Source organism: Dermacoccus sp. BD5 (assembly GCF_044878485.1).
In the GTDB taxonomy this organism is placed as follows: domain Bacteria; phylum Actinomycetota; class Actinomycetes; order Actinomycetales; family Dermatophilaceae; genus Dermacoccus; species Dermacoccus nishinomiyaensis.
Genome location: NZ_JANJER010000004.1, coordinates 86,434 through 104,849, shown reverse-complemented (window position 1 = coordinate 104,849; position 18,416 = coordinate 86,434). Strand labels below are relative to the sequence as shown.

Sequence of the window (18,416 nt, the reverse complement as noted above, 5' to 3'; positions counted from 1 at the left end):
GTCACTTCACTCCCGGGATGACGGACAGGACGAGGTCGATGAGCTTGATGCCGACGAAGGGCGCGATGACGCCGCCGACGCCGTAGACGAGCAGGTTGCGGCGCAGCATCGCGGCGGCACCGAGCGATCGGTACGCCACGCCCTTGAGCGAGAGCGGGATGAGCGCGACGATGACGAGGGCGTTGAAGATGACCGCCGACAGCATCGCCGACTCGGGGCTGTGCAGGTGCATGATGTTGAGCTTGCTGAGGCCCGGGAAGATGACGACGAACATCGCGGGGATGATCGCGAAGTACTTCGCGACGTCGTTGGCGATCGAGAACGTCGTCAGCGCTCCGCGGGTGATGAGCAGTTGCTTGCCGATGGCGACGACGTCGATGAGCTTCGTCGGGTCGGAGTCGAGGTCGACCATGTTGCCGGCCTCCTTCGCCGCCGATGTGCCCGTGTTCATCGCGACGCCGACGTCGGCCTGCGCGAGGGCGGGCGCGTCGTTCGTGCCGTCGCCGGTCATCGCGACGAGACGCCCGCCTTCCTGCTCGGCCTTGATGAGGCGCATCTTGTCCTCGGGCGTCGCCTCGGCGAGGAAGTCGTCGACCCCCGCCTCCTTCGCGATCGCGGCGGCCGTCAGCGGGTTGTCGCCCGTGATCATGACGGTGCGGATGCCCATCTCGCGCATCTGCGCGAAACGCTCGGCCATGCCGGGCTTGACGACGTCCTTGAGGTGGATGACGCCGAGCATGCGGGCGGTGCCGTCGGCGTCACGCTCGGCGACGACGAGCGGCGTGCCGCCGGCCTGGCTGATCGCCTCCACGCGTGCGTCGATGTCGTGCGCCATGTGGCCGCCCAGCTCGTGCACCCACGCGGCGACGGCCGAGCCGGCGCCCTTGCGGATGGCGCTGCCGTCGGGCAGGTCGATACCGGACATGCGGGTCTGCGCGGTGAACGGAACGGTGACGACGTCGGGGATCTCGGTCGCCGTGAACCCTTCTGCCGCAGCGTATTCGACGATCGAGCGACCCTCGGGCGTCTCGTCGGCGAGCGACGACAGGCACGCGGCGCGCACGAGGTCCTCGCGCGAGACACCCTCGACGGGGACGACGTCACCGGCGCGGCGGTTGCCGTAGGTGATCGTGCCGGTCTTGTCGAGCAGCAGCGTCGAGACGTCACCGGCGGCCTCGACGGCGCGCCCCGACATCGCGAGCACGTTGTGCTGCACGAGACGGTCCATGCCGGCGATGCCGATGGCGGACAGCAGGGCCCCGATCGTCGTCGGGATGAGGCAGACGAGCAGCGCGACGAGGACGACGAGCGACATGTCGTGGCCCGAGTAGCTCGCCATCGGCCAGATCGCCATGACGGCGAGGACGAAGATGATCGTCAGCGTCGTCAGCAGGATGCCGAGGGCGATCTCGTTCGGCGTCTTCTGCCGCTCGGCGCCCTCGACGAGCGCGATCATCCGGTCGATGAACGTCTCACCGGGCTTGCTCGTGATCTCGACGACAATGCGGTCCGACAGCACCGTCGTGCCACCGGTGACGGCGCAGCGATCGCCACCCGATTCGCGGATGACGGGCGCCGACTCACCGGTGATGGCCGACTCGTCGACCGTCGCGACGCCGTCGACGACGTCGCCGTCACCGGGGATGACCTCGCCGGCCTCGACGACGACACGGTCACCGACGCGCAGTTCGGTGCCGGGTACGCGCTCCTCGCCGCCGTGCGGCATGAGGCGGCGGGCGATCGAGTCGACGCGGGTCTGACGCAGCGTGTCGGCCTGTGCCTTGCCGCGCCCTTCGGCGATGGCCTCGGCGAGGTTGGCGAACAGGATCGTCAGCCACAGCCAGATCGTGACGGAGATCGAGAACACCGACGGGTGCATGATCGACAGCACCGTCGTGAGCACCGAGCCCACCCAGACGACGAAGATGACGGGGGTGCGCACGAGGTGGCGCGGGTCCAGCTTGCGCAGGGCGTCCGGCGCCGATTCGAGAGCCGTACGGGCGAGTGATGCGTTCACGAGAGGGCCTCCGCGATCGGGCCGAGAGCGAGTGAGGGGAAGAAGGTCAGCCCGGCGACGATGACGATGATGCCGACGAGCAGACTGGTGAAGACGGGCCCGTGGGTCGGCATCGTGCCGGCCGTGGCGGGGCGTCGCTGCTGCGAGACGAGCGCGCCGGCGACGGCGAGCACGAGCACGATCGGCAGGAAGCGTCCGAGGAACATGCACGCCGCGAGCGTGAGGTTGAGGTAAGGCTGGTCGGCCGACAGGCCCGCGAAGGCGGAACCGTTGTTGTTCGACGCCGACGTGTAGGCGTACATCATCTCGCTGAGGCCGTGCGGGCCGTGGTTGAGCAGGGCGTCCTTCGCGACGGGCAACACGACGCCGGCGGCGGTGAACACCAGCACGAGCGCGGGCATGACGACGACGGCGAGCGCCGCGTACGTGATCTCGCGGCGGCCGATGGCCTTGCCGAGCAGTTCGGGCGTGCGCCCGACCATGAGGCCGGCGATGAAGACGGTGAGCAGCGCGAAGATGATGATGTTGTACAGGCCGGTGCCGACGCCGCCGGGCGAGACCTCGCCGAGCATCATGTTGAGCATCATGAGGCCGCCGCCGAGGGGGCTCATCGAGTCGTGCATCATGTTGACGCCGCCGGTCGAGGTGCCCGTCGTCGCGGTGCCGAACAGTACCGATCCGACGATGCCGAAGCGTTGCTCCTTGCCTTCCATCGAGCCGAGCGCACCGCTCGTCTCGGCCCAGATGCCGAGGCCGGCGCTCAGGGTGAACAGGGCGCCCATGGCCGTCGTGAACACGGCGCCCTGACGCCGGTCGCCGACCATGAGGCCGTACATCCACGGCAGGGAGAAGGGGATCGCGAGCACGAGGAGGATCTCGAACAGGTTCGTCCACCCGTTCGGGTTCTCGAGCGGGTGCGCCGAGTTCGCGTTGAAGAATCCGCCGCCGTTCGTGCCGAGCAGCTTGATGACCTCCTGGGAGGCGACGGGGCCGCCCTGGATCGTCTGGCTGCCGCCGACGAGCGTCGTCACGTCGTGCGGGCTGCTGAGGTTCTGGATGACGCCGCCCGCGACGAGCACGAGCGCGCCGACGAACGCGATGGGCAGCAGGATGCGGGTGCAGGCGCGCACGAGGTCGACCCAGAAGTTGCCGATCGTCGCGGCGTTGCTGCGCGCGATCGCGCGGCACAGGGCGACGGCGACGGCGATGCCCGTCGCGGCGGAGACGAAGTTCTGCACCGTCAGGCCGGCCATCTGGACCGTGTACCCGGCGCCCGACTCACCGCCGTAGGTCTGCCAGTTCGTGTTCGTCGTGAACGACACGGCCGTGTTGAAGGCCGTGTGCCAGTCCTGGCTGCGCCCCAGGCCCCAGGGCAGGACGCCCTGCGCCATGATGAGCGCGAACAGCAGCACGACGGACGCGACGCCGAACATGACGCTGGCGACGGCGTACGTGCGCCAGCCCTGCTCGATGCGCGGGTCGACGCCGACGGCGCGGTAGATGAGGCGCTCCGGCGCCCAGTCACGCTCGTCCGTGAAGCAGCGGTACATCCAGGTGCCGAGCGGCACGTGGATGAACGCCAACAGCAGCGCGATGGTGGCGATCATGCAGATCGCCTGAAGAGTGACGTTCATGTGCGCGGCCCTCAGAACTTCTCGGGCCGGATGAGGGCGTACAGCAGGTACCCCAGCAGTGCGAGGGCGATGATGCCCGCGATGACGATTTCGATCATGGACCGAGCGTGCAACCGCGCAGATGGCGCACCGCTCGTCTTGAGGTCGCCTTGTCGCGTCTTGGCGCGTTCTTTACGTGAGGCCCTTCCCTGCTTCGTCGCCCCGGCGTTCAGGGGCGTGGTGCGAAACCTGGCTGGACCTGTGCCAGCCAGTCGAACGAGCGCGGGATCTTTCGGGTCCACACCGACAGGCGGTGGCCGCCGCCTGCGCGATGCGCGCCGTGCCGTCGGTGGGCCGCTTCACCACGGTGAGGATCTCCTTGACGGAGGGGTAGCTCACCTTGTTCGCGTCGGAGGCGAACAGCCGCAGCGACACGGGCACCGGGTTGGTCTTCTCGAGGGCGATGAGGTCGTAGCTGCGCGCCTGCGGCGCGTTTGGCTGAAACGGCAGGTGGCCGTCGAAATGCGGGCGGAAGTAGCCCTGGTAGGCGACGGCGGCGCCGAACGTCGCGGGGTGCTTCATCGTCAGCTTCGAGGCGCACCACCCGCCGAGGGAGTACCCCACGTCGCCCACGACCCGCGCCCGGGCGCGACGGCGAAGGTTTGTCTCACCCACGTCGGCAGCGTCGAGGCGAGCCACGTCTCGGTCTGCAGGCCGTGCGGGTCGTCGATGCACTCGGTGTCGTCGTCGGGGGTGCGGTTGAGTTGCGGCACGACGACGATGGGCGCGGCGATGCGGCGGTCGCTGACAGCCTTGTCGAGGCGCGTGTAGAAGTGGTCGAGCTTGTTGTAGGACTCGGGGCTGCCCGGCAACCCGCGCATCGCGACGATGACGGGGTGACGCGGTGTGTCCTCGGGCGGGTCGCATAGCAGGTCACCCCAACTCGTGTAGAACGCGTACTCGTTGTTGAACAGGGCACCGACGAGCGCGAGCACGAGCGTGGTGAACAGAGCCGTCGGGCCGAGGCGCGACAGCGCTGCATCCACGACTTGCGCCCCCCCACGAGCCTCCCCGGACGATGACGACGAGAACGAGTGCCGCGGCGCAGCCGAGCACGATCGGCAGCCACGTCCCGTTCAACCCCATAGAAGAAGGGAAAGGACTCATCTGGGGAATTGCCCGTGAGCCGCTGGGAAAACGCTCCGAATCGTGGTGTGCGTCACCTCGAGGGTGTTGACGTCCGATCGGGTGGGACGTCGGCAAGGCCCTCGGAGGCGGTGAGGGTCGCGTCGGCGCTGCCCTCGGACGTGGTGGGTGCCGCGGTGATCCACCATGGCGTCGTCGTGCCGGGGCCGTCGCCGTACTGGGCGTCGAGTTCGGCGTCGGCGCGGAGGGCGCTCGCGCGATCGGCTCGCATCCATTCGATGAAGACGGCTGCGAGCAGGGGCAGCCCGACACTCTCGGCGACGGCGAGCAGCGCTCCCCCGGCGAACTTCTGATCGAGCGAGGCGGACATGTCGCCGCGGTAGGTGGAGGCGGACGCGGCAAAGCCGGGGAAGTGCGGCATGAGCAGATCGTGGTGCGTCATGACGAGGATGCCGGGGATCGCGTCGAACAGGCCGTCGACGCAGGCGAGCAGGACGCGCACGCCGGGCCCGGCCCACGCGGGCAGCAGATCGCCGGCGAGCAGGGGCAGCACGACGGTGCCGCCGACGACGAGAAGGTGCACGGTGAGCACGATGCGCATCGGCGTGGAGTCGAGCGCGGCCTGCCCGTAGGGCGTGAAGAAGACGACGATGACGCTCACCATCGCGAGGATCGAGCTGACGAACGGGTACATGAGCGCCCGTCCGAGGTGCCCGCCGAGCACTCGGCGCAGCGCCGTCGACCCCGTCGCGCCCTCGATGACGTCGACGGGGCGCGCGAGCGCCAAGCCAGTCGGGATGACGGCGACGAGCAGCGCGACCTGCAGCGCGAACACCCACATGAGGCGCGTCGACCACACCTCGACAGGCCCGCACAGCGTGTAGGCGAGGGCGCCGGCTCCGAACGTCAGGAACCACGCGAGCCACGAGACGTCAGCTCGTCCGCGACGGCGTGCGCGGATCCAGGGGGCGACGTAGCCGATCGTCACGACTGCGACGAGGAGGGTGCCCCATGAGCCCGGTCGCCAGTCGGTCAGCCATGACGAGGCATGCAGTTCGTTCACAGCGGGCATTGTGCGCGCGTCGGCTGGGAGGGCGGTGAACTCGCCTCGGCGGCGGTTTCGAACGCGCTCGCGTCGCCGCGGGATCGGGCAACTGCGCACTGCGGCCACGACGCACACGGCTGGGCCCGCATTCGGACGGGTACGGCGAAGGCCCCCATCGGCGAACCGATGAGGGCCTTGCTGACGCTGGTCGGGGTGACAGGATTTGAACCTGCGACCTCGTCGTCCCGAACGACGCGCGCTACCAAGCTGCGCCACACCCCGCGACTCTCGTCATGCGCCACCGATGCGATCGGCAGCGACACCAAACCTTACATGCCGCGGCGCGTCGGCGCTAATCGTCGGGGCACCGTCGTCGCCGACGCCCTGGCGGCCCGTTCGTGAGCTACGTCATCGTGGCCGCGTCGCCACGTCCATCGGGGCGGTCAGGTCATACCATCAAAGGTCAGGGAGGAACGAACGCCAGGGGGAACAATCGTGGGCACGGACCACGACGGGCCACGCACGCCTCGCGGTCACGGCACGGCTGGTCGCGGCACGGCTGGTCGCGGCTCGGCTGGTCGCGACGGCGCCGCCGCGGGAGGCCGCGGCGGGAGCCGCGACCGCGACGCAGGGCGAAGCGGCGCGCCCTCATCGAGCGACGCCCTGCCCGACTGGCTCTTCAGCGCCGACCCGCTGACGTCCCCGCCGCGATCAGCGAGCCCTCCCGCAACGTCGCCTCCCGCATCTCGGGAAGCGTCCCCGAGCGCGCGCGTCAAGAACGACGCGGACACGTTGCGCGTCGAGCCATCGAGGGACGTCGTCGAGACGCCGGCGACAGCGGCGGCCTCCCGCACGACCGTCGGGCAGTCGGTCGACCGCACGAACCGAGCGGCCCGCGAGGCGAGCTCTCGGCCTCGGAGACGCCCCACGGACATGCTCGCGCCACCCCCGCGTCAGGCACCCCACCACGCGGAACGGTTGGCCCCGCCGGCTCGCGAATCCGCGGCGAGCAACGCGACGTCAGTGGTCACCGACGCGATGGACGCCACGACAGACCCCACCACGTCGACCGACACGAGCGCCCCGTCCTCGGACGCCGCTCGCACTGACGCCATCACAGGCCCCACCACATCGGCCGACACGAGCGCCCCGTCGTCCTCCGACGCCGTGCAACCAGCCTCCGACGCCGCGCGAGCGACCGTCGCGACTCCGCGGCGCGGCCGGCTGCCGGCCCTCGACGGCGTGCGCGCGCTCGCGGTGTTGGCCGTCATGGCGTTCCACTTCCGGGTGCCCGGGTTCAGCGGCGGTTTCCTGGGCGTCGACATCTTCTTCGTCCTGTCGGGCTACCTCATCACGAGCCAGTTGTGGTCGCGCTGGCCGCTGCGCGGCATCGATCTGAAGGCGTTCTGGGCCGCTCGCGTACGACGCCTCGCGCCCGCCGCGCTGCTCCTGCTCGCCGTGACGACGCTCGTCACGGCGTGTTTCCATCCGTCCGGCCTCGCGCAGCAACTGCGCGATTCGGCGGCGGCGCTGACGTACACGTCGAACTGGTGGTACGTGTACGGCGGACGGCAGTACGGCGACTTCGGTTCGTGGTGGTTCCTCGAACACCTGTGGTCGCTCGCGATCGAGGAGCAGTTCTACCTGCTGTGGCCGCTCGTGGTGGCGGGGGTGCTCCTCGCTGTTCGCGCCACACGAACGCGGCGTCACGTCCTGCTGGCCGTGACGATCGGCGGGGCGCTCGCCTCGAGCATCGCGATGAGTGTCGGCGCCTTCGCCTCGAGCGGCCGCTGGGCCGACGACCCCACGCGCGTCTACTTCGGCACGGACACACACGTCATGGGCCTGCTCGTCGGCGCCGCCCTCGCACTGCTGCTCGACGCGCGGGGGTTCCGCTCGCGCCTCACGTTCGCCCCGGCGACGACCCGCATGACGGCCGCCGGCGTCGCCGCGCTCGTCGCCGTCATCGTCGTGATGACGCAGCTCGACTTCCTCTCGATGGGTTTCTACCGCTGGGGCGGTTTCTTCGCCTTCTCGCTCGTCGTGGCGGCGCTCGTGTGGGTCGTCGTCCATGACGGCCCGCTCACCCGCGCGTTGTCGTGGCGCCCGCTGCGCTACGTCGGCGACCGCTCGTACGGGCTGTACCTGTGGCACTGGCCGCTCGTGACGCTGCCGTTCGTCACCGACGCGATGGAGTCGTCGTGGCTGCTGCCCGCGATCGGGTTGAGCATCGCGACGTTCGTGCTCGCCGAACTGAGCTACCGCTACGTCGAGATGCCCGTACGCCGCGCCGGGGTGCGCGCCTGCCTGCGTCGCGCGCGGGGCGCTGTCGTCGACCGCCGTGTCGGCGCCATGGTCGCGAGTCTCGCACTCGCGGCAGCGCTCATCGTCACGGCGACACAGATCGTCGCGCACCGTCAGGGGTCGACCGAGACGACGGCACCCGCGCCCGGGATCGACGCCACGCCCACCCCGGCGCCGTCCGCCCCGCCGACGCCGGGGCACCCCGGGGCGCCGTCGACCTCGGCGAGCCCGTCGTCGTCGAGCAACACCCCCGTGGCCGGGCTCGACACCCGCGCCACGAAGCAGATGAGCATCAGCGTCTGGGGCGACTCCGTCCCCGCGTCCGTCGCGCTCAACCAGCTCCCGCACGCCTACCGCACGGTCGACAACCACGCCGCGAAGAGCCAGCAGGCGAACGCGGTGCTCGAGCAGGTCATGGCGGCTGCGAAGGCGGGGACGATCAGGAGCGACGTCGTCCTGATCCACACCGGCGACAACGGTGTCGTGCCGCAGGAGATGCTTGCCAAGACCCTCGACGCGTTGAAGGACGAACGCGTCGTGCTCGTGCTGCCGAAGACCACGCTCGGCACCCAGAAGCAGGCGCTGCATGCGATCCGCGAGGCGGCGAAGGGCCGGCCGTGGGTGCACCTCGTCGACTGGTACGGCGCCTCCAAGGACCACCCCGAGTACTTCATCGACGGCGTCCACCCCACCCTCGCAGCGATGCCCGTCTACATCAGCCTCGTGCAGAAGGCCTCGAAGGCCTGACCACGACACGACTCGTCAGGCATACCTCCGTCGCGTGAACCGCGACAGATCCTGCGCGAGCCGTTCGAGCGCGTCAGCGGCGTGATGGCGACGATCCCACGCGGCGTGGAGGCGGATGCCGAGAGCGTCGCCGTCAGCGTCGCGGATCGTGAGGGGCACGAGGCCGAAGCGGGGGTCGTCGGTGAGGACGCAGACGCCGCGCCCGCTGGCCGCGACGGCCTGGGCGACGACGGGTGAGGCGAACTCCGCGCGGGGTTCGACGCCGAGCTGCTCTGCGTCGAGGGCTGCGTCGAGCACGCGGCGCGCCGAGAAGCTGCGTTCGAGCAGGAGCAGGTCAGCACCCGCGAGCTCGTCGAGGTGGACGGCATCGCGCTGCGCCCACGGATGGGTCGGCGCGACGCACGCCCACAGCGGCAGGCGCGCGACGACGCGGCTGCCCAACGCCGGGGGTGGTGCGAGCGGCGCCACGGCGAGGTCGGCTCCGCGACGCAACGTGTCGTAGACGTCGTCGACGGACGCTTCGGCGATGCTCGGCAGCGGCGCGTCGGCGGACCACGTCGCGAGCCAGGGGGCGAGGACGTCGTCGCGGGTCGTGCCGGGGCTGACGAGACGAACCCGCTGCAGACGGCCGGCTGCGACGCCGCGGGCCGCGTCACTCACGGCGTCGGCCTGGCGCAGCAGTCGACGCGCGACGGGCAGCACGTCGATGCCGGCGGAGGTGAGGCGCAGCCGCCCGTCCTCACGATCGAACAGGCGGATGCGCAGCTGCCGCTCCAACTGCTGGATCTGACGCGTGACGGCGGGTTGCCCCACGCCGAGTCGCGCCGCGCCGGCCGTCACCGTCCCGGCGTCGGCAACGGCGACGAAGCACTCGACCGCCCTCAACTCCATACCGTCCCCTTCTGCGATCTACGTCCACATCGGCGATCTACGGTCACTTTCACCGCCCTCGGCGGCCGGCCAGAGCCCATCAGCGGCCTATTCCCAACATGCATACCAATCATCGAAAATTGATATTGGACAGCATAGGCGCCAAGCCTCAGAGTGAGGGAGAACACTGATCGACCCTGGTCACTCGCACCTCGGTTCGATCCCGTACGACGAAAGGACACGGCCATGACGTCCGTCCCTCAGGAGCGCAAGCTCGTCACCGCCATCCCCGGCCCGAAGAGCCAGGAACTGCACCAGCGGACGAAGGGCGCGGTCTCCGCGGGCGTCGGCATCGGCCTGCCTGTCTACGTCGAGCGTGCGGGCGGCGGCATCCTCGTCGACGTCGACGGCAACCAGCTCATCGACTTCGGCTCCGGCATCGCCGTGACGAGCGTCGGCAACTCGGCGCCGAAGGTCGTCGAGAAGGCCAAGAACCAGCTCGACGACTTCACGCACACCTGCTTCATGGTGACGCCGTACGAGGAGTACACGGCCGTCTGCGAGAAGCTCAACGAGCTGACGCCCGGTGACCACGAGAAGCGTTCGGCGCTGTTCAACTCGGGCGCCGAGGCCGTCGAGAACGCCGTCAAGATCGCGCGCGTCCACACGGGCCGTCAGGCCGTCGTCGCGTTCGACCACGCCTACCACGGCCGCACGAACCTGACGATGGCGCTCACGGCGAAGAACATGCCGTACAAGCAGGGCTTCGGGCCGTTCGCGGGCGACGTCTACCGCATGCCGATGGCGTACCCGTACCGCTGGGTCGGCAACGCCGACACGATCACTGACGACGCCTTCGAGGCGTTCACGAGCGCTGTGCACGCGCAGATCGGCGAGCAGAACGTCGCGGCCGTCATCATCGAGCCCATCCAGGGTGAGGGCGGGTTCATCGTGCCGCCCGCCGGCTGGTTGAAGAAGGTCGCCGACTGGTGCCGCGAGAACGGCATCGTCTTCATCGCCGACGAGGTGCAGAGCGGTTTCTGCCGCACCGGCGACTGGTTCGCGTGCGACGCCGAAGGCGTTGTGCCCGACCTCATCACGACCGCCAAGGGCATCGCGGGCGGCCTGCCGCTCGCGGCCGTGACGGGCCGCGCCGAGATCATGGACGCCGTCCACGCAGGCGGCCTCGGCGGCACCTACGGCGGCAACCCCGTCGCCTGCGCGGGCGCCCTCGGCGCCATCGAGACGATGGAGTCGGAGAACCTGCCCGCGCGCGCCAAGGAGATCGAGGCGATCTTCCGCGAGCGCCTCGGCCAGATCGCCGACACGCACGACGTCGTCGGCGACATCCGCGGACGCGGCGGCATGATGGCCGTCGAGATCGTCAAGGCCGGCACGAAGGAGCCCGACGCCGACCTGACGAAGAAGATCGCGGCCGCCGCGAACGCTCAGGGCGTCGTCACGCTGACGGCCGGCACGTACGGCAACGTCCTGCGCTTCCTGCCGCCGCTCGTCATCGGTGACGGCCTGCTGCGCGAAGGCCTCGACATCATCGCCGAAGCGTTCGACTCCGCGACTGCCTGAGCGCCTGAGCGAGCACGACCATCCACAGGCTGTGTCGGATCGCCCCGCCCCGGGCGATCCGGCACAGCCGCTTCCACAGCTGCACCCGCCGTACTCGCCGGTACACCACGAATCTGGGATAGGAAAGACACATGGACACGAAGGCTCTGATCAACGACGTGCCGAAGCAGCTGTTCGTCGACGGCGCATGGCGCGACGCGGAGGGCGGCAAGACGCTCGAGGTGACGAACCCCGCGACCGGCGAGGTCCTCGCGCGCGTCGCCGACGCCTCCCCCGCTGACGGCGACGCAGCCCTCGCCGCCGCGCACGCCGCGCAGGCGAGCTGGGCGGCCACCACACCGCGTGAGCGTTCCGAACTGCTGCGCAAGGCGTTCGAGCTGCTCATCGAGCGCACCGACGACTTCGCGGCGCTCATGACCCTCGAGATGGGCAAGCCCTTCGCCGAGGCCAAGGGAGAGGTCGCCTATGGCGCCGAGTACTTCCGCTGGTTCGCGGAGGAGGCCGTGCGCATCAACGGCACGTACCTGCCCGCCCCCGCGGGCGGATCGCGACTGCTGACGATGAAGCAGCCCGTCGGCCCGTGCCTCATGATCACGCCGTGGAACTTCCCGCTCGCCATGGGCACGCGCAAGATCGGTCCGGCGCTCGCGGCCGGTTGCACGATGGTCATCAAGCCCGCCGCCGAGACGCCGCTGACGATGCTCGCCCTCGTCGCGCTCCTCGAGGAGGTCGGCGTCCCGAAGGGTGTCGTCAACGTCGTCACGACGAGCGATTCGGGCGGCGTCATGGAGCCGCTCATTCGCGACCCGCGAGCTCGCAAGCTGACGTTCACCGGCTCGACGGCTGTCGGCCGCAAGCTCGTCGAGCAGTCGGCCGAGCAGTTGCTGCGCGTGTCGATGGAGCTCGGTGGCAACGCGCCCTTCATGGTCTTCGAGGACGCTGACGTCGACGCGGCCGTCGAGGGCGCGATGGCGGCGAAGATGCGCAACATCGGTGAGGCCTGCACGGCCGCGAACCGTCTGTATGTGCACGAGTCGGTCGCCGCGGAGTTCGGCGAGAAGTTCGCCGCGAAGATGAAGGCGATGACGGTCGGCAACGGCATGGACGAGGGCGTCACCGTCGGCCCGCTCATCACCGGCAAGGCCGTGAAGAACGTCCAGCGACTCATCGACGGTGCCGTCGCCGCGGGCGCCACGAAGGTGTGCGGCGACGAGCAGGTGCCGAGCGAGGGCAACTTCGTCGCCCCCACCGTCCTGACGAACGTGCCCGGTGACGACGACATCGTGCGGGAGGAGATCTTCGGCCCGGTCGCCGCGATCCAGACGTTCACCGACGAGGACGACGTCATCGCCCGCGCGAACTCGACGGAGTACGGCCTCGCCGCGTACTTCTTCTCGAAGGACTACTCGCGGGCGCTGCGGGTCGCCGAGAAGCTCGAGTACGGCATGGTCGGCGTCAACGTCGGCGTCATCTCGAACCCGGCCGCGCCGTTCGGCGGGGTCAAGGCCTCCGGATTCGGCCGCGAGGGCGGCTTCCAGGGCATCGACGAGTACCTCGAGACCAAGTACGTGGGCATGGCGCTCTGAGCGCCTGCGACGAAGGGGCATGTGATGAGTGAAGCCATCTACACGGTGACGAACCCGGCGACGGGTGAGGTCGAGGAGACCTTCCCCACCGCGACCGACGATGAGGTGATGGCCGCCCTCGAGCGCGCCTACGCCGCCCGCGAGCGCTGGCGCAAGGTGCCGCTCGAGGAGAAGATCGCGATCATCGAGCGCGTCGCGGCCGAGTACGACTCGCGTCAGGAGGAACTGGCGCGCATCATCGGTGACGAGATGGGCAAGCCTTACGGCGACGCGACGGGTGAGGTGTGGCTCTCGGGCGACATCCACGCGTACAACGCGAAGCACGCGCCGGAGGTGCTTGCCGACGAGGAGCTCGACCTGGGCGAGCGTGACGGGCGCGCGTACATGCGCAAGGAGCCCGTCGGCGTCATCGTCGGCGTCATGCCGTGGAACTACCCCTACTACCAGGTCGCGCGTTTCGCGGCGCCGAACCTGCTGCTCGGCAACGTCATCCTGCTCAAGCACGCGCCGCAGTGCCCGCGTTCGGCGAAGGTGATCGAGGAGATCTATCACGCCGCCGGGGTGCCGAAGGATGTCTATCAGAACCTCTACGCGACGAACGAGCAGATCGCGATGCTCATCGACGACCCGCGCGTGCAGGGCGTGTCGTTGACGGGTTCGGAGCGTGCCGGTTCGGCCGTCGGTGAGCGTGCGGGGCGCAACCTGAAGAAGGCCGTGCTCGAGCTCGGCGGCAGTGACCCGTTCATCGTGCTGCCGGACGCCGACATCGACAAGGCCGTCGAGGACGGCATCCTCGGCCGCTTCGAGAACTCGGGCCAGGCGTGCAACGCGGCGAAGCGGTTCATCCTCATCGGCGACGAGACGTACGACAAGTTCGTGCCGAAGTTCGCCGAGGCCGTCGCCGGGTTGAAGATGGGCGACCCGCACGACGAGTCGACGAACATCGGCCCGCTCGTCACGGAGGCCGCCGCGAAGGGTATTCAGGCGCGGATCGACGACGCCGTCGACGCGGGCGCCGAGGTGGTCGTCGGTGGCAAGCGTCCTGACGGTCCGGGCGCGTACGTCACGCCGACGGTGCTCGCCGGCGTCACGCCGCAGATGCGCGCGTGGAGCGAGGAGATCTTCGGCCCCGTCGCCGTCATGTACAAGGCGGCCGACGAGGACGAGGCCGTGCGCATCGCGAACGACACGCTGTTCGGTCTCGGCGCGTCGGTGCACTCGTCTGACGTCGACGCCGCGCTGCGCGTGGCCGATCGGCTCGAGTCGGGCATGGTGTCGATCAACGAGGCCCCCGGTTCTTCGTCGGAGCTGCCGTTCGGTGGCGTCAAGCGTTCCGGTTTCGGGCGCGAGCTCGGCACGTACGGGTTCGACGAGTTCTGCAACAAGCGGATGATCCGCATCGCGGGCTGACGAAGCTCGAAGGGGCGGGGTGCACCGCAGCGAAGCGAGGATGTGCCCCGGCCCCTTCGGGCGCGCGTCGGACCGCCGAAGTGATCGCGGGCTGACGAAGCTCGAAGGGGCGGGGTGCACCGCAGCGAAGCGAGGATGTGCCCCGGCCCCTTCGGGCGCGCGTCGGACCGCCGAAGTGATCGCGGGCTGACGAAGTACGCCCACCTGACCCTCGGGGCCTGAGAACGCCCCACTCGTGCGTCACGTCGCACGAGTGGGGCGTTCTTGCGTCACAGCATCCCCACTTGCGCGACATGCCGCGCCATCGGGGCACTGCGATTGATGCCTACCGCCCCGGGAACGAACCAAAGACGCGACAATGAGGACTTCAGCGCCAGGACATGGCGCCCCGACCGAACGGTATTCATGAGGCGCTGCACCTTCGCCATCCCGCTGCTCGTCCTCGTCAGCACCTCCGCGTGCAGTTCTGACAAGGCGACGAGTGCCGACGCCACAAGCACCATCTCCTCAGGCTCCGCATCGGCCGCCGAGAAAACATCGGCGGCATCCGCGCCCAGCACGTCAACCTCGCCGCCTTCAACGACCGAAGTTCCCTCCTCCAGCTGGTCGTCAGCAGCTCCCACCACGAGCCCGGGCCAGGGGCACACGCCGTCCGTCGTACCTCCTGCCGAATCCACCGCCGCCGCAACTGGACAGCCACGCCGCACACGCCCGTCGGCGACCACGTTCACCTGCCATTACGAAGAGGGCGACGCACCGTGCAACGCCTCCGAGTACGCGATCAACAAGACAGCCTGGCCCGCCTACCAGGCGCAGAACAACGGCGGCACGACCTCGGCTTCCAGAAGCTCACAGACGAGCGACGTGGCTCGCGACGCGAACGGCTTCGCGCTCGGCGGGCCACCGCGTCCCAGCTTGGCCGAGCACCCCACGAAGACCCAGTGCACGACGTATCGTGACGCCCTCGTCGCGTGGTCCAACTACCAGGACCAGCATCGCCCGGCGGGTTCGACGAACCTCCTCCCCATGAGTGGCGAGGTGCAGAATCTCGCGTTCACCTGCAACCTCACCTACCCTGCGACGCCATGACCGAAACCGATGAGTGGGTGTGGGTCGTCACGGACATCGAGGTCGACGGACCGCACCCGGGCGCCAACTCGATGCGTTCGCTCGCGTCCGTCGCGACGACGATGTCGGGCGAGATGTTCGGCGAATTCGAAGCCGTCCTCGAACCACTGCCCGATGCGGCGCCCAACCCGCGCACCAAGGCGTGGTTCGACTCGGAGCCAGGTGCGTGGGAGGCAGCCACGCAGAACGCCCAGCCGATCACGGACGTCATGCGCCGCTATGTGGACTGGATCATGACTCTCCCCCGCCACCGCGCGTTCTGTGCCGCCCTTCTCTCGTTCGACGGCACGTGGATCGACTACTACCTTCGTCGGTTCACGACCTACGGGCTGCATCAGGGCCCCTATGAGGACGACAAGCTGTTCACCGGCCCCGCTCTGTGTCTGCGTTCCTACACGTCAGCTCTCACCGGCCGCCCGCCCGCTGAGCTGCCCGCTCCGAAACTCCCGCAGCACTGGCTCGGCGACGTCGAGCACACCCACAAGGCCATCGACGATGCCCGCGGCTTCGCCAACCTGCTCCACTTCCTCCATCGGGAAGCAGGAGCGCCCGTCTGAACCCGTGACGTCAACTGGCCGCCGGCGACGGCAACTACCCGATGGTGCGTCACATCGCGCAATGGGGGCTCCGCGGGCTTCGCGACCCTCACACGTGCGTCACGTCGCACGAGTGGGGCGTTCTTGCGTCACAGCATCCCGACTTACGCGACATGTCGCGCCATCGGGGTACTGCATCCGACGTCAGCCATTCATGACGAACGTCGCCCGCGAACGCGTCAGATCTGACACCTTCGCGGGCGACGTTCGAGCTCACCGTGAGCGACGGGTTCAGCCCGCGACGACGGCGCCCTCCGGTGCGAGGTCGACGCCGGCCGGCTGGGCCTCGGCGTCGGGGCGCACACGTCGCGGGACGAGCATCGCGATGGCGGCGCCCGCGACGGCGGCGCAGGCCCCGATGATGAAGCACACCTTGAACGCGCCCTCCGTCGGGATGGCGGGCGTCCCCGGCGCGAGGACGGTCGTGCGGCTCGTCAGCACGGCGGCCATGACGGCGCCGGCGACGGTCGTGCCGACCGAACGCATCAGGCCGTTGACGCCGACGCTGGCGCCGGCCTCGTGCATCGGCACGTTGTCGAGGATGAGCGTCGGCATCGCGGCGTAACCGATGCCGACACCCGCCGACGCGACGCACGAGGCGACCATGAGCTGCCACGGCGCGTTCATGAGGAACAGCGCGATGACGTAGCCGATGCTGATGACGAGCGCACCGGTGGCGAGCGTCACCCGCGCACCGCGGTGCGTGATGAGCGCGCTCGAGACGGGCGCGAACGCCATCATCATGAGGCCCGCGGGAGCCATCCACAGCCCGGCGTGCAGGATCGACTGGCCGAGACCGTACCCGGTGGCCTCGGGCATCTCGAGCAGCTGCGGCACGATGATGGACTGCGCCATCATGCCGAATCCGACGAGCACGGCCGCGAGGTTCGTGAACAACACCGGGCGGCGCGCCATGGTGCGCAGGTCGACGAGCGGATCGTGGTGACGCAGCTCGTACGCGCCCCAGACGAGCAGCACGATGACACCGGCGACGATGCTGCCGATCGTGCGCCCACTGCCCCACCCCCATTCGGAGCCCTTCGAGACACCGACGAGCGCCGAGACCAGACCCACGGCGAGACCGATGATGCCGACAGGGTCGATGTGCGCCGGGTGCTCGTCGTGGATGTGCGGCACGACGAACGCCGTCAGCACGACGACGACGGCGGCGAGCACCGCGGACAGCCAGAACAGGTCGTGCCACGAGTAGTCCTGCGCGATCCACGCTGCGAGCGGCAGACCAAGCGCACCACCGACACCGAGCGTCGCGCTGACGGCGGCGACGGCGCCCGTCGCACGCGCGGGCGGAGCGACCTCGCGCACGAGACTGATGGCGACCGGGATGTAGCCCATCGCCATGCCCTGCAGCGCGCGGCCGACGAGGAACGGCGCGAGGGTGCTCGACAGCGCCGCGACGACCGAACCGAGGACGAGCAGCGTCGCCGATACGAGCAGGACTCGCTTCTTGCCGTACATGTCGGCGAGGCGGCCGGTGACGGGCATCGTCACGGCGCCGGCGAGCAGCGTCGCCGTCACCGCCCAGGAGGCGTTGCTCGCGGACGTGTGCAGCAGCTCCGGCAGTTCGCGCTGGATCGGGATGACGAGGGACTGCATGAGCGCGCCGCTGAGGCTGCCGATGCAGAGGACGGCGACGACCGTCATCGGGGAGAAGCGCATCGCGGGGGCGGCCCCGGTCGGCGCGGTGGGTGAGGACAAGTGACCACTCCGTTTGTGTAAATTACATACCTACCCGATGAGATTACATTTAGTTGTACGAAGCAACAAGCGGGGTGACGGGATGGCGGCAGACGTGGCGAGCGACATCGACACCGCCGCCGACGACGGCAACGGCGACTGTGCCCGCACCATGGCGCGCCTGCTCTCTCACTTCGACATCATGCGCCGCGCCGAGGAGCAGGCGAGCGAGTTGCGCATCGCCGAGGGCCGCCTGCTGTGGCTGCTGACGGGCGACGGCCCGCCGCGCACGCTCAAGCAGATCGCGTGCGAACTTGAGCTCGAGCAGTCGACGGCGAACCGTCAGGTCAACGCTGCGGTGCGGGCCGGCGTCGTCCGGCGATTCCGCGAATCCGGGTCTCACGCTTGGCTCTTCGAGGCGAGCGACGACGGCGCGGCGCTCTACGAGCGCAGCGTCGGACGTCACCTCGACCGCGTCGACGACGCCCTCGCCGCTCTGCCCGCCGGCGAACGCGAACGTCTCGTCAGCTCGTTCGCGACGTTCATCGACGCCTACAAGGAACCGCCGACGCCCTCACCCCACGGCGCGCCGCGCGCCCCCGGCACGCCCTGAGAGTCCCCGGCCACACCGCGAAGCCGCCGCCCCCCTCACTCTCGCCATCCCGTACCCAACGG

General features: G+C 69.5%; 16 protein-coding genes and 1 tRNA gene. 7 read left to right on the top strand and 10 right to left on the bottom strand.

Features of this window, described 5'->3' with window-relative positions; translation table 11 throughout:
• Position 1 precedes the first annotated feature (1 nt).
• From kdpB to NQ706_RS04870, 7 genes are all read right to left on the bottom strand, one after another.
• A complete protein-coding gene (gene kdpB, locus NQ706_RS04900) occupies positions 2-2,017 on the bottom strand; it encodes a potassium-transporting ATPase subunit KdpB (RefSeq protein WP_038569586.1) in 2,016 nt (671 codons plus the stop codon).
• Entirely contained in the window at positions 2,014-3,651 is a 1,638-nt protein-coding gene (gene kdpA, locus NQ706_RS04895) for a potassium-transporting ATPase subunit KdpA (RefSeq protein ID WP_038569589.1), read from the bottom strand. Before kdpA ends, kdpB begins: the two co-directional genes overlap by 4 nt.
• Positions 3,652-3,662: 11 nt before the next feature.
• A complete protein-coding gene (kdpF, locus tag NQ706_RS04890; protein ID WP_197079011.1) occupies positions 3,663-3,764 on the bottom strand; it encodes a K(+)-transporting ATPase subunit F in 102 nt (33 codons plus the stop codon).
• Positions 3,765-3,822: 58 nt separating this feature from the next.
• Positions 3,823-4,212 (bottom strand): hypothetical protein, encoded by a 390-nt coding sequence (locus NQ706_RS04885; protein ID WP_038569592.1) that lies wholly within the window; start codon positions 4,210-4,212, stop codon positions 3,823-3,825.
• A 2-nt stretch (positions 4,213-4,214) separates the two neighbouring features.
• Positions 4,215-4,676: a hypothetical protein gene (locus NQ706_RS04880; protein ID WP_038569595.1), complete on the bottom strand. Its 462-nt coding sequence runs from the start codon at positions 4,674-4,676 to the stop codon at positions 4,215-4,217.
• 173 nt (positions 4,677-4,849) lie between these two features.
• Positions 4,850-5,839 carry a cytochrome c oxidase assembly protein gene (locus NQ706_RS04875; RefSeq protein ID WP_167539859.1) on the bottom strand — a complete coding sequence of 330 codons (990 nt, stop codon included), beginning with the start codon at positions 5,837-5,839 and terminating at the stop codon, positions 4,850-4,852.
• A 187-nt stretch (positions 5,840-6,026) separates the two neighbouring features.
• Positions 6,027-6,103, bottom strand: a tRNA-Pro gene (locus NQ706_RS04870).
• 756 nt (positions 6,104-6,859) lie between these two features.
• Between NQ706_RS04870 and NQ706_RS04865 the strand changes: the two genes are divergently transcribed.
• Positions 6,860-8,872, top strand: a complete 2,013-nt coding sequence (locus tag NQ706_RS04865) for an acyltransferase family protein (RefSeq protein ID WP_167539860.1) — start codon at positions 6,860-6,862, stop codon at positions 8,870-8,872.
• Between the two features lie 15 nt (positions 8,873-8,887).
• On the opposite strand, the gene NQ706_RS04860 is transcribed toward NQ706_RS04865, so the two are convergent.
• Positions 8,888-9,763, bottom strand: coding sequence for a LysR family transcriptional regulator (locus NQ706_RS04860; RefSeq protein WP_038569601.1), 876 nt, complete (start codon positions 9,761-9,763; stop codon positions 8,888-8,890).
• A 225-nt stretch (positions 9,764-9,988) separates the two neighbouring features.
• On the opposite strand from NQ706_RS04860, the gene gabT reads away from it, so the two are divergent.
• The 3 genes from gabT (at position 9,989) to NQ706_RS04845 (ending at position 14,322) form a co-directional block, all read left to right on the top strand.
• Positions 9,989-11,326 carry a 4-aminobutyrate--2-oxoglutarate transaminase gene (gene gabT, locus NQ706_RS04855; RefSeq protein WP_006943994.1) on the top strand — a complete coding sequence of 446 codons (1,338 nt, stop codon included), beginning with the start codon at positions 9,989-9,991 and terminating at the stop codon, positions 11,324-11,326.
• Between the two features lie 131 nt (positions 11,327-11,457).
• On the top strand, positions 11,458-12,912 hold the full coding sequence (locus NQ706_RS04850; RefSeq protein WP_006943997.1) for an NAD-dependent succinate-semialdehyde dehydrogenase: 1,455 nt from the start codon (positions 11,458-11,460) through the stop codon (positions 12,910-12,912).
• A gap of 24 nt (positions 12,913-12,936) precedes the next feature.
• Positions 12,937-14,322 carry an NAD-dependent succinate-semialdehyde dehydrogenase gene (locus NQ706_RS04845; protein WP_038569610.1) on the top strand — a complete coding sequence of 462 codons (1,386 nt, stop codon included), beginning with the start codon at positions 12,937-12,939 and terminating at the stop codon, positions 14,320-14,322.
• A 269-nt stretch (positions 14,323-14,591) separates the two neighbouring features.
• Here the strand turns inward: NQ706_RS04845 and NQ706_RS04840 are convergent, their stop codons facing one another.
• Positions 14,592-15,053, bottom strand: a complete 462-nt coding sequence (locus tag NQ706_RS04840; RefSeq protein ID WP_150112804.1) for a hypothetical protein — start codon at positions 15,051-15,053, stop codon at positions 14,592-14,594.
• Between the two features lie 133 nt (positions 15,054-15,186).
• Here NQ706_RS04840 and NQ706_RS04835 point away from each other — a divergent pair, with 133 nt between their 5' ends.
• Together NQ706_RS04835 and NQ706_RS04830 are read left to right on the top strand one after the other, a co-directional pair.
• A complete protein-coding gene (locus tag NQ706_RS04835; RefSeq protein WP_038569613.1) occupies positions 15,187-15,411 on the top strand; it encodes a hypothetical protein in 225 nt (74 codons plus the stop codon).
• Positions 15,408-16,007, top strand: a complete 600-nt coding sequence (locus NQ706_RS04830) for a hypothetical protein (RefSeq protein WP_038569615.1) — start codon at positions 15,408-15,410, stop codon at positions 16,005-16,007. Before NQ706_RS04835 ends, NQ706_RS04830 begins: the two co-directional genes overlap by 4 nt.
• Before the next feature lie 270 nt (positions 16,008-16,277).
• Here NQ706_RS04830 and NQ706_RS04825 read toward each other — a convergent pair whose 3' ends face one another.
• Positions 16,278-17,762, bottom strand: coding sequence for an MFS transporter (locus NQ706_RS04825; RefSeq protein ID WP_231729417.1), 1,485 nt, complete (start codon positions 17,760-17,762; stop codon positions 16,278-16,280).
• An 82-nt stretch (positions 17,763-17,844) separates the two neighbouring features.
• Here NQ706_RS04825 and NQ706_RS04820 point away from each other — a divergent pair, with 82 nt between their 5' ends.
• Entirely contained in the window at positions 17,845-18,354 is a 510-nt protein-coding gene (locus NQ706_RS04820) for a MarR family winged helix-turn-helix transcriptional regulator (protein ID WP_051806209.1), read from the top strand.
• Positions 18,355-18,416 lie beyond the last annotated feature (62 nt).

Excerpts from the sequence above, each read along its gene's own strand:
- NQ706_RS04830 (WP_038569615.1), top strand. The coding sequence starts at position 15,408 with ATGACCGAAACCGATGAGTGGGTGTGGGTCGTCACGGACATCGAGGTC.
- kdpA (WP_038569589.1), bottom strand. The coding sequence starts at position 3,651 with ATGAACGTCACTCTTCAGGCGATCTGCATGATCGCCACCATCGCGCTG.
- NQ706_RS04845 (WP_038569610.1), top strand. The coding sequence starts at position 12,937 with ATGAGTGAAGCCATCTACACGGTGACGAACCCGGCGACGGGTGAGGTC.
- gabT (WP_006943994.1), top strand. The coding sequence starts at position 9,989 with ATGACGTCCGTCCCTCAGGAGCGCAAGCTCGTCACCGCCATCCCCGGC.
- NQ706_RS04860 (WP_038569601.1), bottom strand. The coding sequence starts at position 9,763 with ATGGAGTTGAGGGCGGTCGAGTGCTTCGTCGCCGTTGCCGACGCCGGG.
- NQ706_RS04820 (WP_051806209.1), top strand. The coding sequence starts at position 17,845 with ATGGCGGCAGACGTGGCGAGCGACATCGACACCGCCGCCGACGACGGC.
- NQ706_RS04850 (WP_006943997.1), top strand. The coding sequence starts at position 11,458 with ATGGACACGAAGGCTCTGATCAACGACGTGCCGAAGCAGCTGTTCGTC.
- NQ706_RS04865 (WP_167539860.1), top strand. The coding sequence starts at position 6,860 with ATGGACGCCACGACAGACCCCACCACGTCGACCGACACGAGCGCCCCG.
- NQ706_RS04885 (WP_038569592.1), bottom strand. The coding sequence starts at position 4,212 with ATGAAGCACCCCGCGACGTTCGGCGCCGCCGTCGCCTACCAGGGCTAC.